A 23,338-nucleotide genomic window follows, 5' to 3' on the forward strand; every position below is an offset into this window, starting at 1 on the left:
ATGCTTGCCGAGATCGATACCAATAAGGGTGACGTTTTGCATGATGGACTCTCCAGAAAAAATACTCTATAAAGAGTATGGTTCACAAGGTGGGGAAGACCATCTCATTAATTACCGGCGTTCATGTCTATGATCATCAATGTGCGCGCCTGTATGACATTCATGCTCCGATCGTTGTGAATGCGGGCGGCATTTGGGGACAAAGGATCGCGGAATATGCCGATTTGAAAGTACGGATGCTTCCGGCAAAAGGGGCCTTGCTGATCCTTGGTCACCGGATCAACAACATGGTGATCAATCGTTGTCGCAAACCTGCTGATGCCGATATTCTCGTACCCGGTGACACCATTTCATTGATTGGCACAACCTCCACGCGTATTGAATATGATCAGATCGACAAGATGTTTGTGACGCCGGAGGAAGTCGATATTCTGATTCGTGAAGGATCGCAACTCTCTCCTCAAATTGCGAAAACGCGCATTTTACGCGCTTATGCCGGTGTGCGTCCTTTGGTGGCAAGTGATGATGATCCCTCTGGCCGCAATGTCAGTCGGGGGATCGTACTGCTCGATCATGCCCAGCGTGATGGTCTGGAAGGGTTCATTACCATTACTGGCGGTAAATTGATGACTTATCGGTTCATGGCTGAAAGGGCGACAGATAAAATCTGTGAAAAGCTTGGTGTGACAGAAAGCTGCACGACAGCACAGGAGCCTCTGCCCGGTTCACGTCGAGATAGAAAATAACTGCATCACCGGCGTTTATACCCGCAATCATGGTGACATTCCTCTTCGCGCTTCTCATGTGGTTTTGGCAACCGGCAGCTTTTTTAATAATGGCCTGAAAACCGAATTTAACCGCGTCTATGAACCGTTACTGAATCTGGATTTACTGGAGAATCCTGAACGTGAGCAATGGACACGACAAAACGTTTTTGCCCCGCAGCCTTACCTGAAATTCGGGGTTAACACGGATGAATACCTGCGGCCATTGAAAGCAGGTAAAGCACTTGAGAACTTCTATGCAGCGGGGGCGGTATTAGGAGGATATGATCCGCTGGCTGAAGGTTGCGGTGCGGGGGTTTCTTTGCTGAGTGCATTGTTTGTTGCTGAACAGATTATTTCTGAACCAATCGAAACGGGCCAGATCATCAAGCCATCAATGACATCCGGGCAAACTGAGGCAAGAGAGGTGACGCAATGAGTATTCTCGACAACAGTTTTGAAAGTTGTATTAAGTGTACAGTGTGTACGACTTATTGCCCGGTTGCTAACGTAAACCCGCTGTATCCGGGGCCAAAACAGGCAGGCCCGGATGGAGAACGCCTGCGCCTCAAAGATCCTGCGCTCTATGATGAGGCGTTGAAATACTGCACTAATTGTAAACGGTGTGAAGTGGCCTGCCCATCTGATGTAAAAATTGGTGATATCATCCAGCGGGCAAAAGCCCATTACAGTCCACATCGCCCTAAACTGCGGGATGCCATCCTCAGTCATACGGATCTGATGGGAACCTTATCCACACCGTTTGCGCCTGTCGTCAATGCCGTCACCAGCCTGAAACCGATGCGCCATCTGCTGGATAAAGCCTTAAAAATTGACCATCGGCGTGAACTGCCGAAATATTCCTTCGGGACATTTCGCCGTTGGTATCGTAAGCAGGCTGAAATTCAACAGCAATTTAAGGAGCAAGTAGCCTATTTTCATGGCTGTTTCGTCAATTACAACCATCCGCAATTGGGAAAAGATCTGCTGAAAGTCTTTAATGCAATGGGGATTGGCGTTCAATTGCTGACACGGGAAAAATGCTGTGGCGTACCATTGATTGCTAACGGTTTTATTGAACAGGCAAAGCGTCAGGCGCGTGTCAATCTGGCTTCTTTGACAGAAAGCGTCATTGAACGTCAAATCCCTGTAGTGGCGACTTCATCCAGTTGCACCTTTACCCTGCGCGATGAATATCCACATATTTTAGAGGTAGATACCCGGCCGATTCGTGATCACGTGGAATTGGCAACGCGCTATCTCTATCGCCTGTTGGATAAAGGGCGTAATTTACCCTTGAAGCATACCCCGCTGAAAGTGGTTTATCACACGCCATGCCATATGGAAAAAATGGGCTGGGCTGCCTATTCTATTGAATTGATCAAGCGTATTCCGGGTGTTGAATTGATAATCCTTGATTCCCAATGCTGCGGTATTGCCGGTACATATGGCTTTAAGGCGGAAAACTATGATGTCTCCCAAGGGATCGGCGCGAATTTATTCCGCCAGATTGAAGCGAGAGGTGTCGATTTGGTGATTACGGATTGCGAAACCTGCAAATGGCAGATTGAAATGTCTACCAGCAAGAAATGCGAGCATCCGATAAGTTTATTGGCGCGGGCGGTGGACTCAGGGGTATAGGTATCGCTTGGTGAGTCAATTAGGTGAGCTATTCGCCTCATTTTGTGAGTCGAATAGCGTTGTTATTCGCCTCATTCCATGAGTAGAATGGTCAGATAGTTGACATCATAAGGTGAAAAGCAATGTGGATCTGGGAACAAGAAAATTGGCCTGACTTTAAATGGAATGAGCAAGTTCTGACCCCCATATTGCGGGAAATTCATTTTAATCAGGGATTATTGCTGGGAAGAACGGGCGCTGAAAACACAGAACAAGCAACATTGGATAACCTTCTTGCCAGTATTCTCTATTCCTGCGAAATCGAAGGCGAAAAGCTGAATGCGGCCTCAGTTCGTTCTTCATTAGCAAATCGATTAGGTATCAGTGAAACTAAGCCCTATCCAACGAGTGAACAATCTGATGGCATGGCTGAAATTGCCTTTGATGTGGTGGAAAGGTATAACGAGCCATTGACGCTTGAACGCATTTTGAAATGGCATGAATTGATGTTCCCCGAGGGTTATACCTTGTTTAACCCTATCAAAAGCGGGCAGTTGAGGCATGGAGGAATGGAAGTTGTCTCTGGCAGAATAGATAAACCGATAATTCATTTTGAAGCGCCACCTGCCGAAAGATTACAGGAGGAAATAACAAAATTTATTGTCTGGTTCAATCAATCTCGTCATGAATTCAATCTTGATCCCATATTGCGGGCAGCCATAATACATTTATGGTTTGTTACGCTACATCCAATGGAAGATGGTAATGGGCGTATTACCCGTTTCCTGACCGATTTAGTATTAGCGCAAGGAGAAAATCGCTCAATCCGGTTTTATGCCATGTCAGTGAGTATTTGTGAGCGTCGTAAACAATATTATGAAATATTGGAACAGACACAGCGTAATGGTCTGGATATTACCGATTGGATGGTGTGGTTTCTGCAAACATTAAATGACACGCTGATCGCTAAATTGAAGCAAATTGATAATACGGTGAAAAAGACCCGGTTCTGGCGTTATATCGATCAAAGTCAGTTGAGTGGGGAACAGTTCAAGGTGCTGAACAGAATGCTGGATGGTGATTTTCAGCAAGGTATTAACAGCAGCCAATATCAGAAAGTGGCTAAAGTAAGCCGCGCAACAGCGACCCGGCATTTAAACCATCTGGTGGAGCTTGGCTGTTTGGAAAAAACTGAAGCTGGTGGCCGTAGTACACGCTATATCATTCATCATATTTGAATCGATTTTAAGGAAAGTGCGGGCCTCACTATTTTTTCTTTACTTCACTATTATTCATGCACCTATCACTGTGTATACAATGATAGGCGGTTTAATATCATACAGATAACATTATTTGGCTGTCCTGTTGGGGAGAGACATTACTTAATACAACCAATCCTGCCCCATCCGGTCTGCGGCCAAAATCGCGGCGTAAACCTGCTCTGGTGTTACAGTAAATGGCATATTGTGAATGGTTTCCCCTTCCGCACAACTCGCTATGGCCACCTGCATGATTTTCTGATTCAGTTTTTCATTATCACGCAGACCTAATTGTTCCAGCGTGACTGGCAAACCTACCTGTACACAAAAATCGAGCACGGTTTCCAACTCTTCGTTTGGGCTGTTTTCCAAGAGCAATTGTGTCAAAGTACCGAATGCCACTTTTTCTCCGTGATAGAGATGATGACACTCTTCCAGCACCGTAAAACCATTGTGGATGGCGTGAGCGGCAGCCAGACCCGCACTTTCAAAGCCGATGCCGCTGAGGTAGGTATTCGCTTCAACAATATTTTCAACCGCAGGTGTGCTGACACCCGCTTCCACTGCCAGTTTTGCTTTGTAACCTTCTGCCAGCAAAGTTTCATAGCACAGTTTCGCCAGGGCAAAACCCGTGGTGGATGTTGCACCGCCAGCCATAGTGGGCTTATGGGCTGCACTGTTGGCTCTTGCCTCAAAATAGGTAGCGAGCGCATCCCCCATTCCTGCCACAAACAGACGAATTGGCGCTTTGGCAATAATATTGGTGTCCATCAACACAACATTCGGGTTTTGTGGGTAGATCAGGTAGCTGTCAAACTCACCCAGTTCGGTATACAGGACGGAAAGGGCACTGGTCGGCGCATCGGTTGAAGCAAGGGTAGGAGAAATAATCACCGGTATTTTGGATTCGTGTGCAATGGCTTTGGCTGTATCAAGGGTTTTTCCACCCCCTAGCCCAACCACAGCCTGACACTGGTTACTCACCAAAATGGCAGACAGGCGCTGGATTTCATTACGGCTGCACTCACCGTTAAAAATTTCGAAGTGGCTGGTGACTTCGTGTTCCTCCAGGCTTTTGCTGACGGTATCTCCAATAAGGCTCATCACGAAATTATCGGCAATCACGAAAACGTGGTCAGCAAGCATTTTGGTGTATTGACCAATGTGAGATAACGCACCTGGCCCCTGGATATATTTGGATGGAGACTGGATCACTTTCAGCATAAGAAATATTCCTTCTTCACTGGAAACTAGGCATAGAGTGTCGCAATATTGGCATGGAGCAGGTTACGAACAGTGTTATGTCAAAGTATGTGTTTACCTGCCCATCAACACTATACGGCAAAATATACAGAGGGGTTATGAGTAAAAGCAGGAAATGTGTGATTTGGGAGGAAAAACGGAAACTCCCCCGATGAGGGGGGAGAGCAGTTAGTAGAATTTAGCCAGTGTCTTATCTGCGGTTTGATTGAAAAAAAATTTCAGAATTAAATTCAACATAATGCCATAAGCCGGTAGGAAAAAAAGCATACAGATAAACAGCTTGAAAGCGTAATCTACCAAGGCTATTTCTACCCAATGCGTTGCCATAAAAGCATCGGTGCTGCGATAAAATGCGATAAAGAAAAAGGCCAGCGTATCGAGCATATTACCGAAAAACATAGCGGTAGCCGGGGCTATCCACCAGCGGCTTTTTTGGCGCAGACGATTAAAGACGCCGACATCCAATATCTGACCAAGCACATAGGCCATAAAACTAGCGGCTGCAATGCGGGCAACAAACAAGTTAAAGGTTCCCAATGTCTCGAATCCTTGCCATGTGCCCTGAAAAAACAGAGCTGAAATCAGGTAAGAGATCAACAAGGCGGGAAGCATAACGGAGATAATGATCCGGCGTGCTAATGGAGCACCATAAATACGCACAGTCAGATCGGTCGCCAGAAAGATAAAGGGAAATGTAAATGCCCCCCAGGTGGTATGGAAACCAAAAATGGAGATGGGTAGTTGCACCAGATAGTTACTGGAAGTAATGATCAGAATATGGAAGAGCGAAAGCCAGACCAAAGCCGTGGCTCGCTGCTGCGCAGTCAATTGGAACATATTGTACCTTTTTGGTGAATGGGGTAAGGGAACCCAAAAAAATAAATGTGCCTGAAAAATCAGGAGAAGTTGATCATACGCGTGTTGTTCAATAAAAGTAAAGTACGGCTGTTGGCGATATTTTGTAATATAATCCACGGCCATAGATTGTTTGAACCTACAGAGATTGTTATGTCCGATGTTTTTGCCAATCCCGATAAAACGCTTGATACGCTAGGATTACGCTGCCCGGAACCCGTCATGATGGTACGTAAGGCTGTCCGCCATATGAGTGCCGGCCAGACGTTATTGATCATTGCAGATGATCCGGCGACAACCCGTGATATTCCCGGTTTCTGCCGTTTTATGGAGCATGTATTGATTGCGCAGGAGACAGGGCAATCCCCTTATCGCTATCTGCTCAGAAAAAGTGAAAATACTTGATTGAGAAATATCGCGTAATTGACTGGCAGAAAAAAGGAGCCGTGCTAGGCTTTAAGTATGGTGTTTAGTCACAACTTATCACCTCACTGAATACCATATTTCCTTTTTCCTTAATAGCAATCTTGAGTAATTGTAATTTTGAAAAGGTGCGTAGTATGCACCTTTTCAATTTATTGTTTTTTATCTCTCCCGGTTTATCACTTTTCCAGCTTCACTCTCAGCAGCCGGATGGCGTTTGCAGTGACGAGTGCAGTAGCGCCTGAATCGGCCAGAACCGCCATCCATAGCCCTGTGATACCCAATAGGCTGGTGATAAGGAATATCGCCTTTAAGCCTAATGCAATAGTGATATTTTGACGGATGTTGTAATGGGTTGTGCGAGACAGGGCGATAATTTCAGCTAAGCCGGTCAGCCGATTGTGTGTCAGTGCAGCGTCAGCCGTTTCCAATGCAACATCAGTTCCGCTACCCATGGCAACGCCAATACTGGCGGCTTTCATCGCCGGAGTGTCATTGATTCCATCACCAACCATCATGGTATGGTGATTTTTATTCAACTCAGTCACTGCCTTCACTTTATCTTCCGGTAATAATCCTGCGCGATAATCAATGCCCAATTGACCTGCAATAGCAGCGGCAGCACGAGGATTGTCACCCGTGAGCATGATCGCCTGAACACCTTGTTTTTTCAGGAGACGAATGGTGTCTATGGCATCCTGACGCAAGGTATCCTGCATGGCAATCAAACCCATGAATTGTGTGTTCTGCATGACTGCAACCGCAGTTTTGCCACCATTTTCCAGATCGACGACTCTTTGCTTCCAGTCCGCGGATAACGTATTTTCCGGTAATCGCCCGGGAGCGGCGACAAGAATTCGTTGTCCTGACAATTGTCCTTCAACGCCAATTCCTGCTAGCGCTTTGCGCTGTTCTGCCTCAACAATGGTTACTCCTTTCCGTTCTGCGGCTTCAAGAATGGACTTTGCCAATGGATGGTGAGAGCCACTTTCTACAGCCCCCGCCAGTGCCAGTACAGTTTCTGTGGTGATGTTTTCCGCTGGTTCAATATCAGTAACTTGTGGTTTGCCTTCGGTCAGTGTGCCGGTTTTATCCAATGCGATTGTGGTCACTGCTCCAAGTTGCTCCAATGCTGCTCCGCCTTTGATGAGGGAGCCACGACGAGTCGCTGCGGCCAATGCGGAAGTAATTGCGGCAGGCGTGGAGATAACCAGTGCGCAAGGACAGCCAATCAACAGTAGTGTCAGGCCGCGGTAGAGCCAGCTTTCCCATGATCCGGCAAAGAACAAAGGTGGGATCAGTACCACGAGTGCGGAGAACAAGATAGTCAGCGGGGTATAGATGCGGCTGAATCGGTCAATGAAACGTTCAATGGGAGCGCGACGTTCTTCTGCTTCTTCAATCAATTGAAGAATGCGGTCAATGGCGTTGTGCCCCGGCTCAGAGATCACCCTCATCTGCACGGCGCTATCGACAGAAAGGCAACCCGCCGCGACCTTTTCTCCTTGTTGCCGCTCAACAGGAACAGACTCACCTGTCAGGGCGCTTTCATCGAAGCTGGCAAATGGAGTGAGTAATTCGGCATCGGTGGGTAAACGGGCTCCCGGAGCGACCTCAATAATATCACCGGGACGCAGCTCTGCTGCCGATACGGTTTTTTTCTTTCCATCCTTAACTAATAAAGCTTGGTCAGGAACTAATGCCATCAAGGCGCTGACGCCACGACGAGCACGTCCGGCGGCATAGGATTCCAGGATCTCGCCTAATTTGAACAACAGAATAACCATAGCGGCTTCTGCGGTCGCATCAATGAACAAGGCACCGATGGCGGCAACACTCATCAGCGTTTCAATGGCAAAAGGAGTACCTGAGCGGATCAATTTGATGGCTTTGGTTGCAACTGGATATAACCCAATCAGCGTGGTAATGATAAAAGCAATTTGTCCGGCGGGTGCATTAATGCTTGATATCCCCCAGCTGGCGAACATCAGGGCAGCGAGAATCAGGATTGGGGAAAATGTTTTCCAGGGATTGGCTGCCGGAGGCAGTTTGGATGACGAATCCGTTTCCTTGATTTCAAAACCCGCCTGTTTTACTGCTTTTTCGACAGCGGCGCGAATATCAACATCAGAATCAACCACCAATTTTTCTGTAGTAAACAGTACCTTGACTTGTTTGGCTTCTGGGAGTTTTTTTACAGCATTCTCGATTTTCCCTGCACAGCTCGGGCAATCCATACCTTGGATGATCCAATTAAAGCGCTGGTTTGCTGTTAATTCGAGGGGAGAGGTATCCTGTACAGCATGGGCATGATCGTGTGAGCAATGTGCTCCGCTATGTTTATGAGTATGCTCATGTTCGTGTTCGTGGGAATGCTTATGGGAATGTATCTTGTCATGATTTTCATGAGAGTGATCGTGGCCTGTCTCATGGGGATCATGTTGTGATTGCTTATGTTTTGTGTCGGTGGAGAACATAGGCGACCTCTTAGTGTAGAGTAAATTAAGAATAACTCTACACTCTGGAGTTAACTCCAGAGTCAAACTTAATAAGAGGAATTTTTTTGATAATTAGAGCTATCCAAGATAGATTTTCACCATCAACGTCCTTCCTCTTGATGTGTGTCTGATAAAACCTATGCCCAATTAAAGCGGACGCATTACAAGAATAGTGAACGAATAATCAAAAAGTGCCCGATAAAACCACAGGCAGCGACAATCGCTTTTGATAGTTTAAAAGAGAAGCGATACCGATCAATGAGGTTGATAATATGTGCAAGGAGTAACAGGACGGCGCCTGCCATAACCGAAAAACGGCTTTCATTACTGAGTGAAAAATATTGTTCTCCGGCGATCCAAACCATCAGCAGTGCCATAACGAAGCTATCAACGACCCGCCAACGCATATTATCCAGACGAGTCCAAATAACGGCCATAATCACAATGCCAACAGCCAATAAAATCAAAGGCAACGGGAAGAAGAGGCTGAAACTCATATGCCAGGCAAAACTGATGGTATATAGCAAGTAACTCAGGAACAGCGCGATAAATGAGAAAAGTAAATATTTACCGGGGAGCATACGGATCGCATCAGAGAGCAAAGCAGTCACCAGACCCGCAATGATGAGATAGCCAGAAACCTCAAGATTAGGTGCCTGACATGCCCACAATAACAAAAGCAGCATTGTGACCGGGCGAAAAACCCATTGCTGCCATTGAGTGCCACGGTAGGCGGCATCAATATATAACCATCCGGAGAAAAACACAGCAAGAAATGGCCAACTCATATTTTTCTTTTCCTTAATGTTCAATGCCCGTTTTATCAGGCATTACTATTCATGATGGGGGTTGCGTGGAGAGTATACTGATTTATCAACGTTAATTCTTTATTAACGAATGGATAACGTTTTATTATCAAAAATGAAGCTCGTCAATGAGTAATTAACGGGATTACTCATTAACGACATTTTCTTTTAATAAGAAGAAAACAAAACGGGGAGATGGCAGTGACTGAGCGCTCTACTGCTTTTTATTCTGCTGTTGCTTTTTCTGCCAGGCCAACAGCTCAAAAACACCGAAAAAGAAGATCTTGGTTTGGAGAAAAGCAGAGAGTTTTTGATCTTTAGGCTGGGAATTTTTCAGCAGCAATAGTTGAAAAGCATGCATTACCACGGTGAATGCCATGGCGATATCCATAAAATATTTCAAAGGCTTAGGGAAAGGGTGAATGAAATTGAAGATCATGACTCCCCAGACTAAGATCATGATAACTTTTCCTAATTGAATAAACATCATCGACTCCAAAATCGTGTTTAAGCAGGTCTGACACCAGATGACTGGTGACGGATATATAATCGATAAGCCACTTGTCCGGCAACTTTTTCCCTATGTAACCGCCAGTTTGCAGGAACTTCTGTCGCAGCAGACTCCGATTCTGCTTCAACATAAATCCAGCTTTCTTCTGCCAGCCAGCCATTAGTTTCCAATAAACGGATCGCTTCCGTGAGCATGCCTTTACGGAATGGCGGATCGAGAAAAACAACATTAAATGGTGTTCCTGCTTCATTGAGGTATTGTAGCGCACTGCCTTGTACCACATTGGCATTTTCAGCTTGCAGCAAAGCTAAATTAGCCGATAACTGTTTCGCTACATTGCGATCATGTTCAATTAAGGTCGCGTAGCCTGCATAACGTGATAACGCCTCAAACCCGAGAGCACCGCTACCTGAAAAACAATCCAAACAGCGGGCTCCCTGAATTGTTGGCATAAGCCAGTTAAAGAGTGTCTCACGGACACGATCAGTGGTTGGACGCAGCCCATCACTATCAGGAACGGGTAATTTTCTCCCGCGCCATTTTCCGCCAATAATGCGAATTTGTCCTAAAGACGTGCGCTGTGGTTTTTTAGCCATAATTTACATAACTTAATTATTTGTCATCTGGTGCCATTAAATCATATCTGGCAAAGACAAAAGGTGAGTGAAAATGAAGAAACCTATTGATTAATTTACCATGAAATCCGCGATAGATATGTGTTGTGGTGTGATGAAAATGTTAGACTGGATTTTATCACCGTTAGAACCTATCTCAGTGGGCATATTTATTGATAACGCCATAATTAACCGCGAGGAGTGTAGTGGCCGATGGCAAAAGAGAAAAAAAAAGGTTTCTTCTCTTGGTTTGGACTTGGTCGTCAAGATAAGAAACAGCAAGAAGAACAAGCTGAACAAGAAAAATTAGTTGTTGAGGAAGCGATCCGTCGCGCAGCAGAAGAGGCAGAACAGCAGCGCTTGGCGGAAGAAGCGGCCCGCCGTGCAGCAGAAGAAGCAGAACAGCAGCGCTTGGCGGAAGAAGCGGCCCGTCGCGCAGCAGAAGAAGCAGAACAGCAGCGCTTAGCGGAAGAAGCCGCCCGCCGTGCAGCAGCAGAAGAAGCAGAACAGCAGCGCTTAGCGGAAGAAGCGGCCCGTCGTGCAGCAGAAGAAGCAGAACAGCAGCGCTTAGCGGAAGAAGCCGCCCGCCGCGCAGCAGAAGAGGCAGAGCAGCAGCGTTTGGCGGAAGAAGCGGCCCGTCGCGCAGCAGAAGAGGCAGAACAGCAGCGCTTGGCGGAAGAAGCCGCCCGCCGTGCAGCAGCAGAAGCAGAACAGCAGCGCTTGGCGGAAGAAGCCGCCCGCCGTGCAGCAGAAGAGGCAGAACAGCAGCGCTTGGCGGAAGAAATCGCCCGCCGTGCAGCAGAAGAGGCAGAACAGCAGCGCTTGGCGGAAGAAATCGCCCGTCGCGCAGCAGAAGAGGCAGAACAGCAGCGTTTGGCGGAAGAAGCCGCCCGCCGTGCAGCAGAAGAGGCAGAACAGCAGCGCTTGGCGGAAGAAGCCGCCCGCCGTGCAGCAGAAGAGGCAGAACAGCAGCGCTTGGCGGAAGAAGTCGCCCGTCGCGCAGCAGAAGAGGCGGAGCAGCAGCGCTTAGCGGAAGAAGCGGCTCGACAGGCTGAGGAACAAGCGGCATTACCTAAGGAACAGGAACGTCCAACCAAAGAAGGGTTCTTTACCCGCTTGAAACGCAGTCTGGTAAAAACCCGGCAGAATCTTGGTTCCGGTTTTTTAAGCTTATTCCGTGGCAAGAAAATTGATGATGATCTGTTTGAAGAACTGGAAGAACAGTTATTGATCGCGGACGTGGGTGTTGAAACGACGCGTAAGATCATTACCAGTCTGACAGCTCATGCCAGTCGTAAAGAACTGAAAGATGCGGAAGCGCTTTACGCTAAACTGAAAGAAGAGATGTCGGGCATTCTGACAAAAGTTGATAAGCCGTTGGAGATCGAAGGTAAATCTCCTTACGTCATCCTGATGGTGGGGGTAAATGGTGTCGGTAAAACCACCACGATTGGTAAATTAGCGCGCCAATACCAGTCTCAGGGCAAATCTGTCATGTTAGCGGCAGGGGATACTTTCCGTGCGGCAGCAGTGGAACAGTTACAAGTTTGGGGCGAACGCAACAAAATCCCTGTAGTCGCTCAACATACGGGGGCCGATCCTGCTTCAGTGATCTTTGATGCCATTCAGTCAGCCAAGGCCAAAGGTGTTGATATCCTGATTGCGGATACCGCAGGGCGTTTGCAGAATAAATCCCATTTGATGGAAGAGCTGAAAAAAATCGTTCGGGTGATGAAAAAACTGGATGAAGACGCACCCCATGAAATTATGCTGATACTGGATGCCAGCACAGGCCAAAACGCAGTAAGTCAGGCTAAACTATTCCATGAGGCTGTGGGACTGACGGGTATTTCACTGACCAAACTAGATGGTACTGCAAAAGGTGGTGTTATCTTCGCCATTGCCGACCAATTTGAGATCCCGATTCGCTACATTGGCGTTGGGGAAGGCATTGAAGATCTTCGTCCATTTAAGGCAGACGATTTTATTGAGGCTCTTTTTTCCCGAGAGGATTAACTATCAATGATTCGCTTTGAACAGGTCAGTAAAGCCTATCTGGGAGGGCGGCAGGCGCTGCAAGGTGTGGATTTTCATCTACTTCCAGGGGAAATGGCATTTTTAACAGGTCATTCAGGGGCGGGCAAAAGTACGCTTTTGAAACTTATCTGTGGTATTGAACGCCCCAGCGCGGGTCATATCGGTTTTTCCGGCCATGACATCAGCCGATTGAAATCGCGGGAGATCCCTTTTCTGCGTCGTCAGATCGGCATGATTTTTCAGGATCATCACCTGCTGCTGGATCGCACGGTATATGAGAATGTCGCCATGCCGCTGATTATCTCAGGGGCCAGTGCTGAAGACATTCGCCGGCGGGTATCTGCGGCGCTGGATAAGGTCGGCCTGTTGGACAAAGCGAAAAATTTCCCTATTCAACTTTCCGGTGGAGAACAGCAGCGCGTTGGCATTGCCCGCGCTGTGGTAAACAAGCCAACCGTTCTGTTGGCAGATGAGCCGACGGGAAATCTGGATGGAGAATTATCCGAGGGGATCATGCGCTTGTTTGAAGAATTTAACCGAGTTGGGGTGACAGTTCTTATGGCTACCCATGATATTGCCCTCATTGAACGAAGAAATTACCGCATCCTGACCCTGAATCAGGGACGTATGCAAGGAGGACATCATGGCTAAGCATGTCCGTCATTCAACTAAAAAAGCACTGTCCCCAAAGTCTAAATCCAAGTCATTGAAAGGGGGATGGCGTGTACAGTGGCGTTATGCGTGGAAAAGCACTCTGTCAGATATGTTGCGCCAGCCATTGGCAACTCTGTTGACCATTATGGTCATTGCCATTTCCCTGACCCTGCCGAGCGTGTTCTATATCGTTTGGAAAAACGTCAATCAGGCGGCGGTACAGTGGTATCCCATTCCACAGCTTACGGTTTATTTGGATAAATCGTTGAATGACAACAGTGCCAGACAGGTAATTGATCAGCTGAAAGGTCTGGAAGGCGTGAAATCGGTGAATTACCTTTCCCGCGAAGAAGCGGTGAGTGAATTCCGTGCATGGTCAGGTTTTGCCAGTGCCTTGGATATGTTGGAGGAAAATCCTCTGCCAGCGGTTGCTATCGTCTCTCCCAAACTGAATTTCCAAGACCCACAAGCATTAACGACATTGCGCGATCAAGTCTCCCGGATTGCAGGCATTGAAGAAGTCAGAGTGGATGAGAGCTGGTTTTCCCGCCTGACAGCGCTGACCACACTGATTGGCCGGATTGCTGCCGTGATAGGTGCTTTGATGGTGGTTGCCCTGCTTTTGGTTATTGGTAATAGCGTCCGGTTGAGCATCTTCAGCCGCCGCGAAACCATTAACGTGATGAAACTGATTGGGGCAACGGACGGCTTTATTCTGCGACCTTTCCTCAATGGTGGCGCGTTGCTGGGGATGTTAGGTGCGATTTTTTCTTTAATTCTCTCATCCCTGCTGGTGTGGAAACTTGCCAATGTTGTCACAGAAGTGGCGAGCGTTTTTGGAACGAGTTTTAAGCTGCATGGATTGGGATGGGATGAATCACTATTGTTGGTGCTGATTTCGGGTATGATCGGTTGGATTGCCGCGTGGTTTGCGACAATTCAGCATTTGCGTCGCTTCAGGCCCGAATAAAGTAATCTTCGGGTTTTGCGGTGAACTTTTGGGCTGAATCGCTGTCGAAATCACCGTTACAGATTTGTATTGATTTCCATACAATCAAGACAATTTGAATATGATCTCTATGATGGTAAAATAGACGTATCTTTGGCTTGAAGAAACCTTATGGGTAGATTCGGGCAAACTTCAAAAGCCATCAATTTGAATCTGATTTTGAGAGAATTTGAATGACAAAAGAAATGCAAACTTTGGCACTAGTTCCACAAGGTAGTTTGGAAGGATACATCCGTGCCTCCAATGCTTATCCTATGCTCTCCGCAGAGGAAGAGAAGGAACTGGCAGAAAGGCTGCATTACCAGGGGGATCTGGATGCAGCGAAAAAGCTGATTCTTTCTCACCTGCGCTTCGTTGTTCATGTTGCTCGCAGCTATGCTGGTTATGGCCTGCCACAGGCGGATTTAATTCAGGAAGGTAATATTGGCCTGATGAAAGCGGTTCGTCGATTTAATCCGGAAGTGGGTGTGCGTCTGGTCTCTTTTGCCGTTCACTGGATTAAGGCAGAAATCCATGAATATGTATTGCGTAACTGGCGTATTGTGAAAGTCGCAACGACAAAAGCCCAGCGCAAGCTGTTCTTTAATTTGCGCAAGGCGAAACAACGTCTGGGATGGTTCAATCAGGATGAAGTTGATCTGGTCGCCAAAGAACTGGGTGTGACCAGCAAAGACGTCCGAGAGATGGAATCCCGTATGTCAGCGCAGGATATGGCATTTGATATGTCTTCTGATGATGACAATCACGATAGCCAACCCGTGGCTCCGGTGCTGTATTTGCAGGACAAAGCTTCTGACTTTGCTGATGGCATTGAAGAAGATAACTGGGAAAGCCACGCTGCGGATAAACTTTCTGTAGCGATGGAAGGGCTGGATGAGCGTAGCCAGGACATCATTCGGGCTCGTTGGCTGGATGATGACAACAAAACCACCTTGCAGGAACTGGCAGATAAATATGGTGTATCTGCTGAGCGTGTTCGACAGCTGGAAAAAAACGCAATGAAAAAATTGCGGTTGGCTATCGAAGCGTAATTACACATACTTTTAGTGAAAAAAGCGATAATTTATTTATCGCTTTTTTTATGCGCGCAAAATGGCACAAAGTAATATTGAGTTTCAGGTATGTGTTTCTATTATTCAGATATGAATTCTTTTATCTTTGGCATATTCGGTTTTGCTGGTTAGAGATGTCAGAAAACATTCCCAAAGCGATAGAGGAACTTGTCATGAAAATTGTGATTGCTCCTGATTCATTTAAGGAAAGCCTGAGCGCCTTACAAGTGGCGCAAGCGATAGAGCAGGGATTTCAGGAAATTTTCCCGCAGGCGGATTACATTAAGTTGCCGATGGCAGATGGTGGAGAAGGAACAGTGGAATCACTGGTTGCGGCAACAGGAGGAAAATATATTACATGTACCGTTACCGATCCGTTGGGGCAACCTGTTGAAGCATTTTTCGGTCTATTGGGTGATGGAAAGACGGCGGTGATTGAAATGGCTGCCGCTTCGGGTTTGCATTTAGTGCCGGTAGAACAGCGTAACCCTTTGATCACGACAAGCTATGGCACGGGTGAGCTTATTCTGGCTGCGTTGGAGCAGGGGGCACAGAAACTGATTTTAGGCATTGGCGGCAGTGCGACCAACGATGGCGGTGCAGGTATGATGCAGGCACTCGGGGCAAATTTACTGGATGGGGATAGCCGAACCCTGCCATTTGGCGGCGCAGCATTAACTCGTCTGGAACGAATTGATTTAACAGATCTTGCCCCTCGCGTTAGTCAAATTGAATTCACCGTGGCTTGTGATGTGAATAATCCGCTATGTGGAGAATCAGGTGCATCAGCGGTGTTTGGCCCACAAAAAGGGGCAACGCCGGAGATGGTGAAAGCGTTGGATTCTGCATTGCTTCATTATGGGATGAAGATTGAATCGCTAACAGGAAAAAACGTGATCGATGAAGCAGGTGCGGGAGCGGCGGGAGGTATGGGCGCTTCTTTGCTGGGTTGCCTTGGAGCGAAATTGCAGTCAGGCATTGAGATTGTTATTGATACGTTAAAATTAGAAGAAGCTGTTCAGGGAGCAGACTTGGTCATTACGGGAGAAGGCCGTATAGATAGGCAGACGATACAGGGTAAGACGCCTGTTGGCGTTGCCAAAGTTGCCAAAAAGTTTGGTATTCCTACTATCGCTCTAGTGGGTGGAATGAGCCAGGATTACGATGTAGTGCACCAACATGGGTTGGATGCCGTATTCTCTATCGTACCGGGAGCGTGTTCCCTGTCTGAGGCTCTTGCTAAAGGGGCGGAAAATCTGCGGGTAACAGCACGTAACGTTGCGGCGGTTTGGGCGATGTCTCATTGAATGCTACGTTATTGAATCCTGCATGAAAACCGGAACCTTCCTTTCTCAGCCTTTTGCGATAGCCTCTTTGCAAAATTCCTCTGATGAAATCGATATACTCGTGATGCCGACAGGTATTTTAGGTCGCCCTGAGGTAGAAAAAGTATGGAAAAAACCAACTGGGTTAATGCCATTATTGCTGCGGTAATGTTGTTGACTCTGGCGGCTCTTATGATGGGAATTCAGCTATCACTGCAAGGCACAAAATTGGTGGTACAGCGTGCCGATGAAGTTCGCTGGATGTGGATCGCCATCGGCTGAGAAGTGCTTTATGGTTTATCGCGCCAATGCGTCATAATGGCAGTAAAACCAATAGCCAAGGCAAATAACAAGGCTCCCACTAAAAATATCCATTCATAGCGATTATTGAATAACAAGAAACTACCAACCATTGGGCCAATAGCCATACCTGTATACCTGATGAAATTATAAAGCCCAATCACAGTTGCTCGCTCTTCCACAAATTTTGCCAACAGCAAGGTGGCATGTGTAGGTGTTGATAGCCCCAAAGTAAAACCGTAAAAAGCTGTGACAATGATGAAAGTGGGAATACCAAATTGGTATGTTATGGCAAAAAGCAGGATTAAGAGCAAATTTAGCAAGCTGCTGATAATAAGCCCATTTTCTTTAGAAAACCGATGATTAATCAAGCGATAGCTATAACTGCCCGCAACCATTGCCAAAGACATGGGAAGATACATCCAACCAATATCAGCAGGGCTGAAATCATATTCATTATTTAAGATGATGGGTAAAAAAGTCAGAAAGCAGAAATAACAATAGAACAGCATAAAGCTGACGAAGAAAACGGATTGCGTGGTGCGGTCGGATAGAATTTTACGGAAGTGAAAGGCTGTTTTTTGATGGCCTTCTTGTTGCTCAGGTTTAGTTTCCGGTAACCAAAACAAATTTCCGATGAATATCAATCCCCCAATAATGGCAATAAACTGGAAAATAGCAACATATCCATCTAATTCAGCTAAATAGCCTCCTATCAATGGCCCTGACGCAGGGGCAAGTGTTAATAACATTTGATAGGTACTGATGGCTTTTGCACGATCCTGTCCTTCATAAAGATCGCCAATAATTGTCGCAGCAATAACTGGAATGGCGGCAATTCCAATAGTTTGCACTATCCGAAAGAAAATCAGCCAATAAATATCGGACGTCATGGCACAGCCGACTGAACCGATAATGGAGATAGCAAGGGCAGGCAGCAGAATCGCTTTGCGGCCTTTTCGATCAGCGAGTGGGCCATATACGATTTGCATAAAAGCTAAAACGAATGTGAATGCTGACACAGTGAGATTGACTAACGGCAAGGAAGTATTGAACAACTCTTTGACGGTAGGAATAACGGGAGCATAAATATTCTGAGCCAGAGAGCCTAAAAGGGCGCTGAAGCACACCAGATAGAAGACCATTTTTACATTACGGGCTGAAATACGTTTATTCATTTTTTTCTCCATATTGTTTCCAAGGAAACAATATGGAGATTAATAAATTGGCAGATTTTGTAAAGCTCTTTTTTTTCTTTTTTTGCTATGATGTCGGAAATAGTTTCCTGAGAAATAATCGTAAATGACTAACAGCACAGTCCACCAACGCGAGATCCTTGCCGCCGTTAACCACTTGATACATCTGAGAGACAATATTAAGCAAAGACATGATGAAAAAACGCTCCGTGAGTATGGAATCAGCGATTACTCACTGTCTGAATTACATGTCATTCAGTGTATCGGGGAATCTGGGCTATTGAATATCACCGCTATCAGTCAAACGGTGAAAATGACTAAGGGGGCGATTTCAAAAGTGTGTGCAAAACTTCTTCAACGTTCTCTGGTTGAGAAACTGAAAATGGTGGATAACCAGAAAGAGACCTATTTCAGACTTACTGGCGAAGGGAGGCGACTATTTGATCTCCATGAGAAATTGCATCAACAAGCGGAAGCAAGGTGGTTACAAAAACTGGAAAGTTATTCTGCGGAAGAACTGAGAATTATCAAGCGATTTGTTATGGATGTCATTGGGATTATTGAACACTCTTGACAGTGAAATACACAATACAGAAATACTGACTAACAAGGGTCAGAAGCCTTAAATGCGAACAATTAAATCAGTCTCATAACAGGCTTCTGACGCGTTTATCTTGTCCCATTTAACAACCATTCTTCCCTATAATTGTTTCAGCAATGGGAATATATTGATCCGCGAGTTTATTAACGGTGTTATCCTCTTTTTTGTGTTTTTGGAAGCACTCTTCAAAAAACCACTCAATTGGGGTATCTAATATAGTTGAAATAACAACAAGATGGGCTAAATTAATTCGATTTGTCCCTCTTTCGTAACGTGAAAGTTGTTGTTGACTGATACTGATTTGCTTTGCCAGAGCTGTTGCCGTAATGCCCAATTCTTTCCTTTTGGTTTGAATACGTCTTCCGACTAATAAGTTCGCATCTTCCATATTTTATCCTTTTTAAGTCAGTAAGTTATGGCGTCATCAAGGATGGTTGCCCGTAAAATAGAGCCTGCCTTGACGGATTCACTACCGTTCACGGTAAGCCTATTGTTACCACCTAATTCGCCGTTTTGTTTTCTGACATTCGTCTTGTTTTTTTAATGACATGACCTTTTTATTAACATCTTGTAAAAAAATGGTCCTTCACCGAGATAAGGTGTGTTCTTCCATGATACGAATTACGTTTCTTTGTTCTGTTGTTATCTCTGCATCTCTCGGCTGCTTGATTGACGTAGGCTAAACAACACATTTTTGTTTTCCTTACGTGAGAGATAACTCATATTCTCCTAATTTTCACTTTGTGGGTTTTTATAAAAATTAATAACTCAACTAATTGATTTTTAATAATTTTATAGTCAATAAATAAGGTAAATACGCAACTAATGATAAGTTTATTACTAATATTATATTAATAAGCATATATAGTTCTTATTGGTGACTTTCTTGAGGTTATAAACTGGACAAAATATATCAAACTGTCCAGTTTAGATTTATAATCCATTATGCCGTTATTAAATGGAATTAAATTTTGGATATGTAATGATTTTGAAATATTAATGCTGTGCAATCTTGCAAAAATTGATTAACATCAATTGACGTTTTTTAACCAATGATAATATCTTGACGCAATAAAATGTATGAATAACAAAAAAAATTCATATATTATAATTGCTTAAGATAAATGTTTTGTAGTATGTAATGAAATTTGACTTAGGTTATATTATGTAGGATTATGTTTACAGTTTGATATAAAATGTTTTGTTTTTTAATAAAATTCTATTGATTTGACTTACATAAATAGATTTGAACATTTTAGTGTATAATTATTGTCAAATTAGTATATTTTCATTAAAAAATATCACTTAATATTACTTATTCCACTAAATAAACTTAAAATTTATTAAAAATTGGGCTTCACTCGCACTTGTGATTACTTAGAGAAAAAAGATTTTTCTGACTTAATGTTGAAACTTTCTTAATAAAAACAACTGGATAATAATTTGTGTCCAACGGCGTTTTTTTACCAACTTGTATTATTTTTTTCTTTGGTAATCGAGCCATGAGGAACCACGATATTGAGGTTTTTTTAGTGGGAAACAACAGGTGGAAACGTGTTTCGGGTTGGTGTGATGATTATCGAGCCAGAGTTTTCTTTGGATGAATATTAATCAGAGTATGCTCGCGCCCTGCCTATTCCCCAAAGTTAAATCCCGATGAATACCTTAATGGCGATTTGAAAAGTGCCCTTCGTCACTCATCACCCGCAAGAAATCAGCAAGAATTAGAAGGAAAGGCAAAAAGCCATCTCAGAAAGCTGCAAAGAAGAAATACACATGTTGCCCGCTTTTTCCGACATCCCAAAATTTATTATGCTGCATGATGGAAATTGGGGCATTTGCACACCGGGTTAATAACATACTTTATTGTTAGTATTTACAAAAGGCGATTTTATTGATGGTTAATGATAGAGGGGGAGTTGTTGTGGAATTGTACTTGGTGCTTTGAATAAAAAAGAAGTATGTCATTCATTCCCCCCCATAAAAATGGGATCTTTTTACTCACTCGGTGGTGATCACTGGCGGTAGCCAACTTTTATACCCAAAAACACGACGGCCCAGAACAATCAGAACAATCCCTATAATAAAAGCGAATGAGAGGATAATCCCTATAATTTCCAGTGGACTGAAATAGCTGGCTAAAAATGTGACTGCAACACCACTTGCAGGGACAGAAGACATATTCATTAGTCCAATTAAACCAGTTGTTTTTCCGAGGTGTTCTTGAGGAATTATTTGACTTCTGACGGATCGTAAATAGACGCTAAACACACCATCAAAAGCCATCAATATTACGTAGCCAAAAAGATACATGACATAATAGACGGAAACTGTCATCAATATTCCAGCCAAGATCATTGCACAAAAAGAAATTGTTCCTAATGCTGATAATCCAAAGCGCTTGACAAATCGGGGAACAAAAAAGAAAGCCATAATTGTTGCTATGGCTGCCGAAGATTGCAAAATACCAAAATAGCGTTCAGCCATATGAAATTCTTCGAGAATTACCGCCGCACTCACTACCAAGGCTGCACCATATACTAGATTAACAACCCATGTTAATCCACACAGATGCAGAAGAATCTTATTCTTCCAAAGTACTTTTGCTCCTAGCTTATTAGAGTCAATCAAGGACGTGAAACTTAGCTTATCTTTAACATTGATATTACGTGATTTAAGAAAAAGATAATTGATTGCTGAAATAGCAAAAAGGCCTCCTGCAACAACCAATATGGCATGAATACCACCATATAGAGATATTATGGCTGCTAGCGTTGGCCCCAGAATCTGAGTAATTTGATCAACTCCCTGAACCATAGAAAGTGCTTTAGGTAATTCTTCAGCAGGAAGATTTCGTGGCAGGAGAGATTCTGTCGATACAAAATTGAGAACATAAGCAATAGAGAGTAGTGCCATCATTATCGCTAACACAGGGAATGTCATTTTTGGATAAAAAAATAGCACAAAAAATGCAATTAGCATTAGTAAAGTGCGTCCAATTTCAACATTAAAAAATATTGATTTGGGATTGACCCGATCGGCAATAAATCCAGATAAGGGAAAAAAAATCAGACGAGGCAACCATTCAATCACAAAGGCTAAAGAAGCGAACATTAATGAGCCCGTAGCCTGAAGTATTGCTAGTGGTACTGCAAAAAGTAAAAATTGGTCACATAATGTTCCAAGAAAGCGAGAGCAGATAAAACGGTTTAGGCCAAACTCATTATTATTCATTGTATCCACCTGATAATATAGAGCCGTATTTACGGCTCATGACTCATTGTTTAAAAGTAAATAATGATTCTGAATATCGTTTAGTAATATTAACATGCTCTCTAAAGTTTTTCTCTGGCTTCCGATTTTTCCAGAAAAATTCAATGGATCCTTCTCTTGTTTTCCAGGATACTAGAGGATATGAAATATCCAAAGGTTTAGCAGTTACCTGCATATTAGTAATATATTCAGGAAGTGATGAAGGTAATATTACTTTCTCAATAATTCCTTCTTTTGCTTTAATAAAGGCAACAGCACTTAATCCTTTAGGAGGGAGTATAAATGAATCAGTGCTAAGTTTATTTAGGTGACTACTTACATGTAATTCATATGGATTGATACCATATGTTCTTTCAATAAGATCCATAATGGTATCTCCACCTGTTCGAGCACCTACTTCAATAATTTTTACGTCTCCTTCGGGAGTAATTCTTGCTTCAAAATGAGCAATTCCAAACTTAATGCCTAAAGCTTCACAGGAGCGAATAGCAATATTTCTTAATTCATGATCATCATTATAAACAGATGGCATGCTATGCCCAATTTCGACGAAATGTGGTTCGTCACCCAAATATTTATCAGTTACTGCTAATGCTTCGTGATAATCCCCTTGGTTTATTACTTCCACGCTGACTTCTTGTATTGAATTTATATATTCCTCAACCAGAAAAAGATCTTCAGGGGCATGAGCTTCACCATTAAGTGAGATCACATCTTTCACACACTGAGAAAAAGCAGCCTCGATATCTTCTTCGCGAGATATCTTAATCACTCCTAAACTACCTGCCATTTCACTTGGTTTAATCACTACAGGAAGACCAATATTAGAAATGTGTTTTTTCAGTTCATCTAATTTTCGAAATTCTGCAAACTCAGGGACGGGGAGTCCGGACTCTTTAAGTATTTTTTTCATTAAATATTTATTGCGGCATCGTTCAATAACCTTTGTATCATTCCCGTACAAATGATAATGCTCAGTTAAGAGTGCTGATGCTCGTACAGTGAAATCATTCATAGGAATAACAGCTACAGGAGTTTCACCAGTTTCCTTTTCATGCTCTATTACTCTATTAAGCACTTGTTGTGCATCAGCTACATCTCCTGATAAGTAACCATCAAAAAACTTGATAACTGAGTTTGTTCTATTTTTAGCCATGGTTATAATGCGCATTCCTCCAGAAGCTCGTAGTGCTCCTGCAAGTACACGCTCTCTTAAAGAGAACTCACCACCTAAAATTAAAATATATCCTTCGGGCATAATCACCTCCTAATTAATGA

General features: G+C 44.3%; 19 protein-coding genes and 3 pseudogenes. 12 read left to right on the plus strand and 10 right to left on the minus strand.

The window, feature by feature from the left end; genetic code table 11:
* Positions 1 to 110: 110 nt before the first annotated feature.
* The 4 genes and pseudogenes from AAC854_RS24295 to AAC854_RS11865 form a co-directional block, all read left to right on the plus strand.
* A pseudogene (locus AAC854_RS24295) lies at positions 111 to 734 on the plus strand (FAD-dependent oxidoreductase); the annotation flags it as partial.
* Positions 724 to 1,203, plus strand: a pseudogene (gene glpB, locus AAC854_RS24300) (anaerobic glycerol-3-phosphate dehydrogenase subunit GlpB); the annotation flags it as partial. The pseudogenes AAC854_RS24295 and glpB, both read left to right, overlap by 11 nt.
* Complete coding sequence (glpC, locus tag AAC854_RS11860) at positions 1,200 to 2,405, plus strand: anaerobic glycerol-3-phosphate dehydrogenase subunit GlpC (protein WP_340617294.1); 1,206 nt, start codon at positions 1,200 to 1,202, stop codon at positions 2,403 to 2,405. The pseudogene glpB and the gene glpC, both read left to right, overlap by 4 nt.
* 122 nt (positions 2,406 to 2,527) lie before the next feature.
* Positions 2,528 to 3,622 carry a Fic family protein gene (locus AAC854_RS11865; RefSeq protein ID WP_340617295.1) on the plus strand — a complete coding sequence of 365 codons (1,095 nt, stop codon included), beginning with the start codon at positions 2,528 to 2,530 and terminating at the stop codon, positions 3,620 to 3,622.
* Positions 3,623 to 3,766: 144 nt separating this feature from the next.
* Here the strand turns inward: AAC854_RS11865 and AAC854_RS11870 are convergent, their stop codons facing one another.
* Positions 3,767 to 4,867, minus strand: coding sequence for a glycerol dehydrogenase (locus tag AAC854_RS11870; protein WP_340617296.1), 1,101 nt, complete (start codon positions 4,865 to 4,867; stop codon positions 3,767 to 3,769).
* A 207-nt stretch (positions 4,868 to 5,074) separates the two neighbouring features.
* Complete coding sequence (locus tag AAC854_RS11875) at positions 5,075 to 5,743, minus strand: 7-cyano-7-deazaguanine/7-aminomethyl-7-deazaguanine transporter (RefSeq protein ID WP_340617297.1); 669 nt, start codon at positions 5,741 to 5,743, stop codon at positions 5,075 to 5,077.
* 171 nt (positions 5,744 to 5,914) lie between these two features.
* Between AAC854_RS11875 and tusA the strand changes: the two genes are divergently transcribed.
* A complete protein-coding gene (gene tusA, locus AAC854_RS11880; RefSeq protein ID WP_340617298.1) occupies positions 5,915 to 6,166 on the plus strand; it encodes a sulfurtransferase TusA in 252 nt (83 codons plus the stop codon).
* Positions 6,167 to 6,363: 197 nt separating this feature from the next.
* Here the strand turns inward: tusA and AAC854_RS11885 are convergent, their stop codons facing one another.
* From AAC854_RS11885 to rsmD, 4 genes are all read right to left on the minus strand, one after another.
* Positions 6,364 to 8,661: a zinc/cadmium/mercury/lead-transporting ATPase gene (locus AAC854_RS11885; protein WP_340617299.1), complete on the minus strand. Its 2,298-nt coding sequence runs from the start codon at positions 8,659 to 8,661 to the stop codon at positions 6,364 to 6,366.
* Positions 8,662 to 8,843: 182 nt separating this feature from the next.
* Positions 8,844 to 9,470, minus strand: coding sequence for a lysoplasmalogenase (locus tag AAC854_RS11890; RefSeq protein ID WP_340617300.1), 627 nt, complete (start codon positions 9,468 to 9,470; stop codon positions 8,844 to 8,846).
* 232 nt (positions 9,471 to 9,702) lie between these two features.
* Entirely contained in the window at positions 9,703 to 9,975 is a 273-nt protein-coding gene (locus AAC854_RS11895; protein WP_340617301.1) for a DUF1145 family protein, read from the minus strand.
* A gap of 20 nt (positions 9,976 to 9,995) precedes the next feature.
* The gene (gene rsmD, locus AAC854_RS11900) at positions 9,996 to 10,595 is read right to left on the minus strand and encodes a 16S rRNA (guanine(966)-N(2))-methyltransferase (RefSeq protein WP_340617302.1); all 600 of its coding nucleotides are present in this window, start codon (positions 10,593 to 10,595) and stop codon (positions 9,996 to 9,998) included.
* 231 nt (positions 10,596 to 10,826) lie between these two features.
* Here rsmD and ftsY point away from each other — a divergent pair, with 231 nt between their 5' ends.
* From ftsY to AAC854_RS11930, 6 genes and pseudogenes are all read left to right on the plus strand, one after another.
* Positions 10,827 to 12,629: a signal recognition particle-docking protein FtsY gene (ftsY, locus tag AAC854_RS11905; protein ID WP_340617303.1), complete on the plus strand. Its 1,803-nt coding sequence runs from the start codon at positions 10,827 to 10,829 to the stop codon at positions 12,627 to 12,629.
* 6 nt (positions 12,630 to 12,635) lie between these two features.
* Positions 12,636 to 13,301: a cell division ATP-binding protein FtsE gene (gene ftsE, locus AAC854_RS11910; protein ID WP_047964892.1), complete on the plus strand. Its 666-nt coding sequence runs from the start codon at positions 12,636 to 12,638 to the stop codon at positions 13,299 to 13,301.
* A complete protein-coding gene (gene ftsX, locus AAC854_RS11915; protein WP_340617304.1) occupies positions 13,294 to 14,274 on the plus strand; it encodes a permease-like cell division protein FtsX in 981 nt (326 codons plus the stop codon). Before ftsE ends, ftsX begins: the two co-directional genes overlap by 8 nt.
* Before the next feature lie 212 nt (positions 14,275 to 14,486).
* On the plus strand, positions 14,487 to 15,344 hold the full coding sequence (gene rpoH, locus AAC854_RS11920; RefSeq protein WP_340617305.1) for an RNA polymerase sigma factor RpoH: 858 nt from the start codon (positions 14,487 to 14,489) through the stop codon (positions 15,342 to 15,344).
* 194 nt (positions 15,345 to 15,538) lie between these two features.
* On the plus strand, positions 15,539 to 16,672 hold the full coding sequence (locus AAC854_RS11925; RefSeq protein ID WP_340617306.1) for a glycerate kinase: 1,134 nt from the start codon (positions 15,539 to 15,541) through the stop codon (positions 16,670 to 16,672).
* Positions 16,673 to 16,816: 144 nt separating this feature from the next.
* Positions 16,817 to 16,969, plus strand: a pseudogene (locus AAC854_RS11930) (DUF3382 domain-containing protein); the annotation flags it as partial.
* Positions 16,970 to 16,980: 11 nt separating this feature from the next.
* On the opposite strand, the gene AAC854_RS11935 reads toward AAC854_RS11930, so the two are convergent.
* A complete protein-coding gene (locus tag AAC854_RS11935; RefSeq protein WP_340617307.1) occupies positions 16,981 to 18,168 on the minus strand; it encodes an MFS transporter in 1,188 nt (395 codons plus the stop codon).
* A 124-nt stretch (positions 18,169 to 18,292) separates the two neighbouring features.
* On the opposite strand from AAC854_RS11935, the gene AAC854_RS11940 reads away from it, so the two are divergent.
* On the plus strand, positions 18,293 to 18,760 hold the full coding sequence (locus AAC854_RS11940; protein ID WP_340617308.1) for a MarR family transcriptional regulator: 468 nt from the start codon (positions 18,293 to 18,295) through the stop codon (positions 18,758 to 18,760).
* Positions 18,761 to 18,869: 109 nt separating this feature from the next.
* Here the strand turns inward: AAC854_RS11940 and AAC854_RS11945 are convergent, their stop codons facing one another.
* From AAC854_RS11945 to AAC854_RS11955, 3 genes are all read right to left on the minus strand, one after another.
* Positions 18,870 to 19,175: a helix-turn-helix domain-containing protein gene (locus AAC854_RS11945; protein WP_340617309.1), complete on the minus strand. Its 306-nt coding sequence runs from the start codon at positions 19,173 to 19,175 to the stop codon at positions 18,870 to 18,872.
* A gap of 1,613 nt (positions 19,176 to 20,788) precedes the next feature.
* Positions 20,789 to 22,021 carry an MFS transporter gene (locus AAC854_RS11950; RefSeq protein WP_340617310.1) on the minus strand — a complete coding sequence of 411 codons (1,233 nt, stop codon included), beginning with the start codon at positions 22,019 to 22,021 and terminating at the stop codon, positions 20,789 to 20,791.
* 43 nt (positions 22,022 to 22,064) lie between these two features.
* Positions 22,065 to 23,318 carry an ATP-grasp domain-containing protein gene (locus AAC854_RS11955; RefSeq protein ID WP_340617311.1) on the minus strand — a complete coding sequence of 418 codons (1,254 nt, stop codon included), beginning with the start codon at positions 23,316 to 23,318 and terminating at the stop codon, positions 22,065 to 22,067.
* Positions 23,319 to 23,338 lie beyond the last annotated feature (20 nt).

The organism is Xenorhabdus entomophaga, from assembly GCF_037996725.1.
Classification (GTDB): Bacteria; Pseudomonadota; Gammaproteobacteria; order Enterobacterales; family Enterobacteriaceae; genus Xenorhabdus; species Xenorhabdus khoisanae.

What these genes read in the sequence shown, in the direction of transcription:
- AAC854_RS11935 (WP_340617307.1), bottom strand. Translation starts at nt 18,168, where the DNA reads ATGAATAAACGTATTTCAGCCCGTAATGTAAAAATGGTCTTCTATCTG.
- AAC854_RS11940 (WP_340617308.1), top strand. Translation starts at nt 18,293, where the DNA reads ATGACTAACAGCACAGTCCACCAACGCGAGATCCTTGCCGCCGTTAAC.
- AAC854_RS11955 (WP_340617311.1), bottom strand. Translation starts at nt 23,318, where the DNA reads ATGCCCGAAGGATATATTTTAATTTTAGGTGGTGAGTTCTCTTTAAGA.
- glpC (WP_340617294.1), top strand. Translation starts at nt 1,200, where the DNA reads ATGAGTATTCTCGACAACAGTTTTGAAAGTTGTATTAAGTGTACAGTG.
- ftsE (WP_047964892.1), top strand. Translation starts at nt 12,636, where the DNA reads ATGATTCGCTTTGAACAGGTCAGTAAAGCCTATCTGGGAGGGCGGCAG.
- AAC854_RS11870 (WP_340617296.1), bottom strand. Translation starts at nt 4,867, where the DNA reads ATGCTGAAAGTGATCCAGTCTCCATCCAAATATATCCAGGGGCCAGGT.
- ftsY (WP_340617303.1), top strand. Translation starts at nt 10,827, where the DNA reads ATGGCAAAAGAGAAAAAAAAAGGTTTCTTCTCTTGGTTTGGACTTGGT.
- rsmD (WP_340617302.1), bottom strand. Translation starts at nt 10,595, where the DNA reads ATGGCTAAAAAACCACAGCGCACGTCTTTAGGACAAATTCGCATTATT.
- AAC854_RS11950 (WP_340617310.1), bottom strand. Translation starts at nt 22,021, where the DNA reads ATGAATAATAATGAGTTTGGCCTAAACCGTTTTATCTGCTCTCGCTTT.
- tusA (WP_340617298.1), top strand. Translation starts at nt 5,915, where the DNA reads ATGTCCGATGTTTTTGCCAATCCCGATAAAACGCTTGATACGCTAGGA.
- AAC854_RS11895 (WP_340617301.1), bottom strand. Translation starts at nt 9,975, where the DNA reads ATGTTTATTCAATTAGGAAAAGTTATCATGATCTTAGTCTGGGGAGTC.
- ftsX (WP_340617304.1), top strand. Translation starts at nt 13,294, where the DNA reads ATGGCTAAGCATGTCCGTCATTCAACTAAAAAAGCACTGTCCCCAAAG.
- AAC854_RS11890 (WP_340617300.1), bottom strand. Translation starts at nt 9,470, where the DNA reads ATGAGTTGGCCATTTCTTGCTGTGTTTTTCTCCGGATGGTTATATATT.
- AAC854_RS11865 (WP_340617295.1), top strand. Translation starts at nt 2,528, where the DNA reads ATGTGGATCTGGGAACAAGAAAATTGGCCTGACTTTAAATGGAATGAG.
- rpoH (WP_340617305.1), top strand. Translation starts at nt 14,487, where the DNA reads ATGACAAAAGAAATGCAAACTTTGGCACTAGTTCCACAAGGTAGTTTG.
- AAC854_RS11945 (WP_340617309.1), bottom strand. Translation starts at nt 19,175, where the DNA reads ATGGAAGATGCGAACTTATTAGTCGGAAGACGTATTCAAACCAAAAGG.
- AAC854_RS11885 (WP_340617299.1), bottom strand. Translation starts at nt 8,661, where the DNA reads ATGTTCTCCACCGACACAAAACATAAGCAATCACAACATGATCCCCAT.
- AAC854_RS11875 (WP_340617297.1), bottom strand. Translation starts at nt 5,743, where the DNA reads ATGTTCCAATTGACTGCGCAGCAGCGAGCCACGGCTTTGGTCTGGCTT.
- AAC854_RS11925 (WP_340617306.1), top strand. Translation starts at nt 15,539, where the DNA reads ATGAAAATTGTGATTGCTCCTGATTCATTTAAGGAAAGCCTGAGCGCC.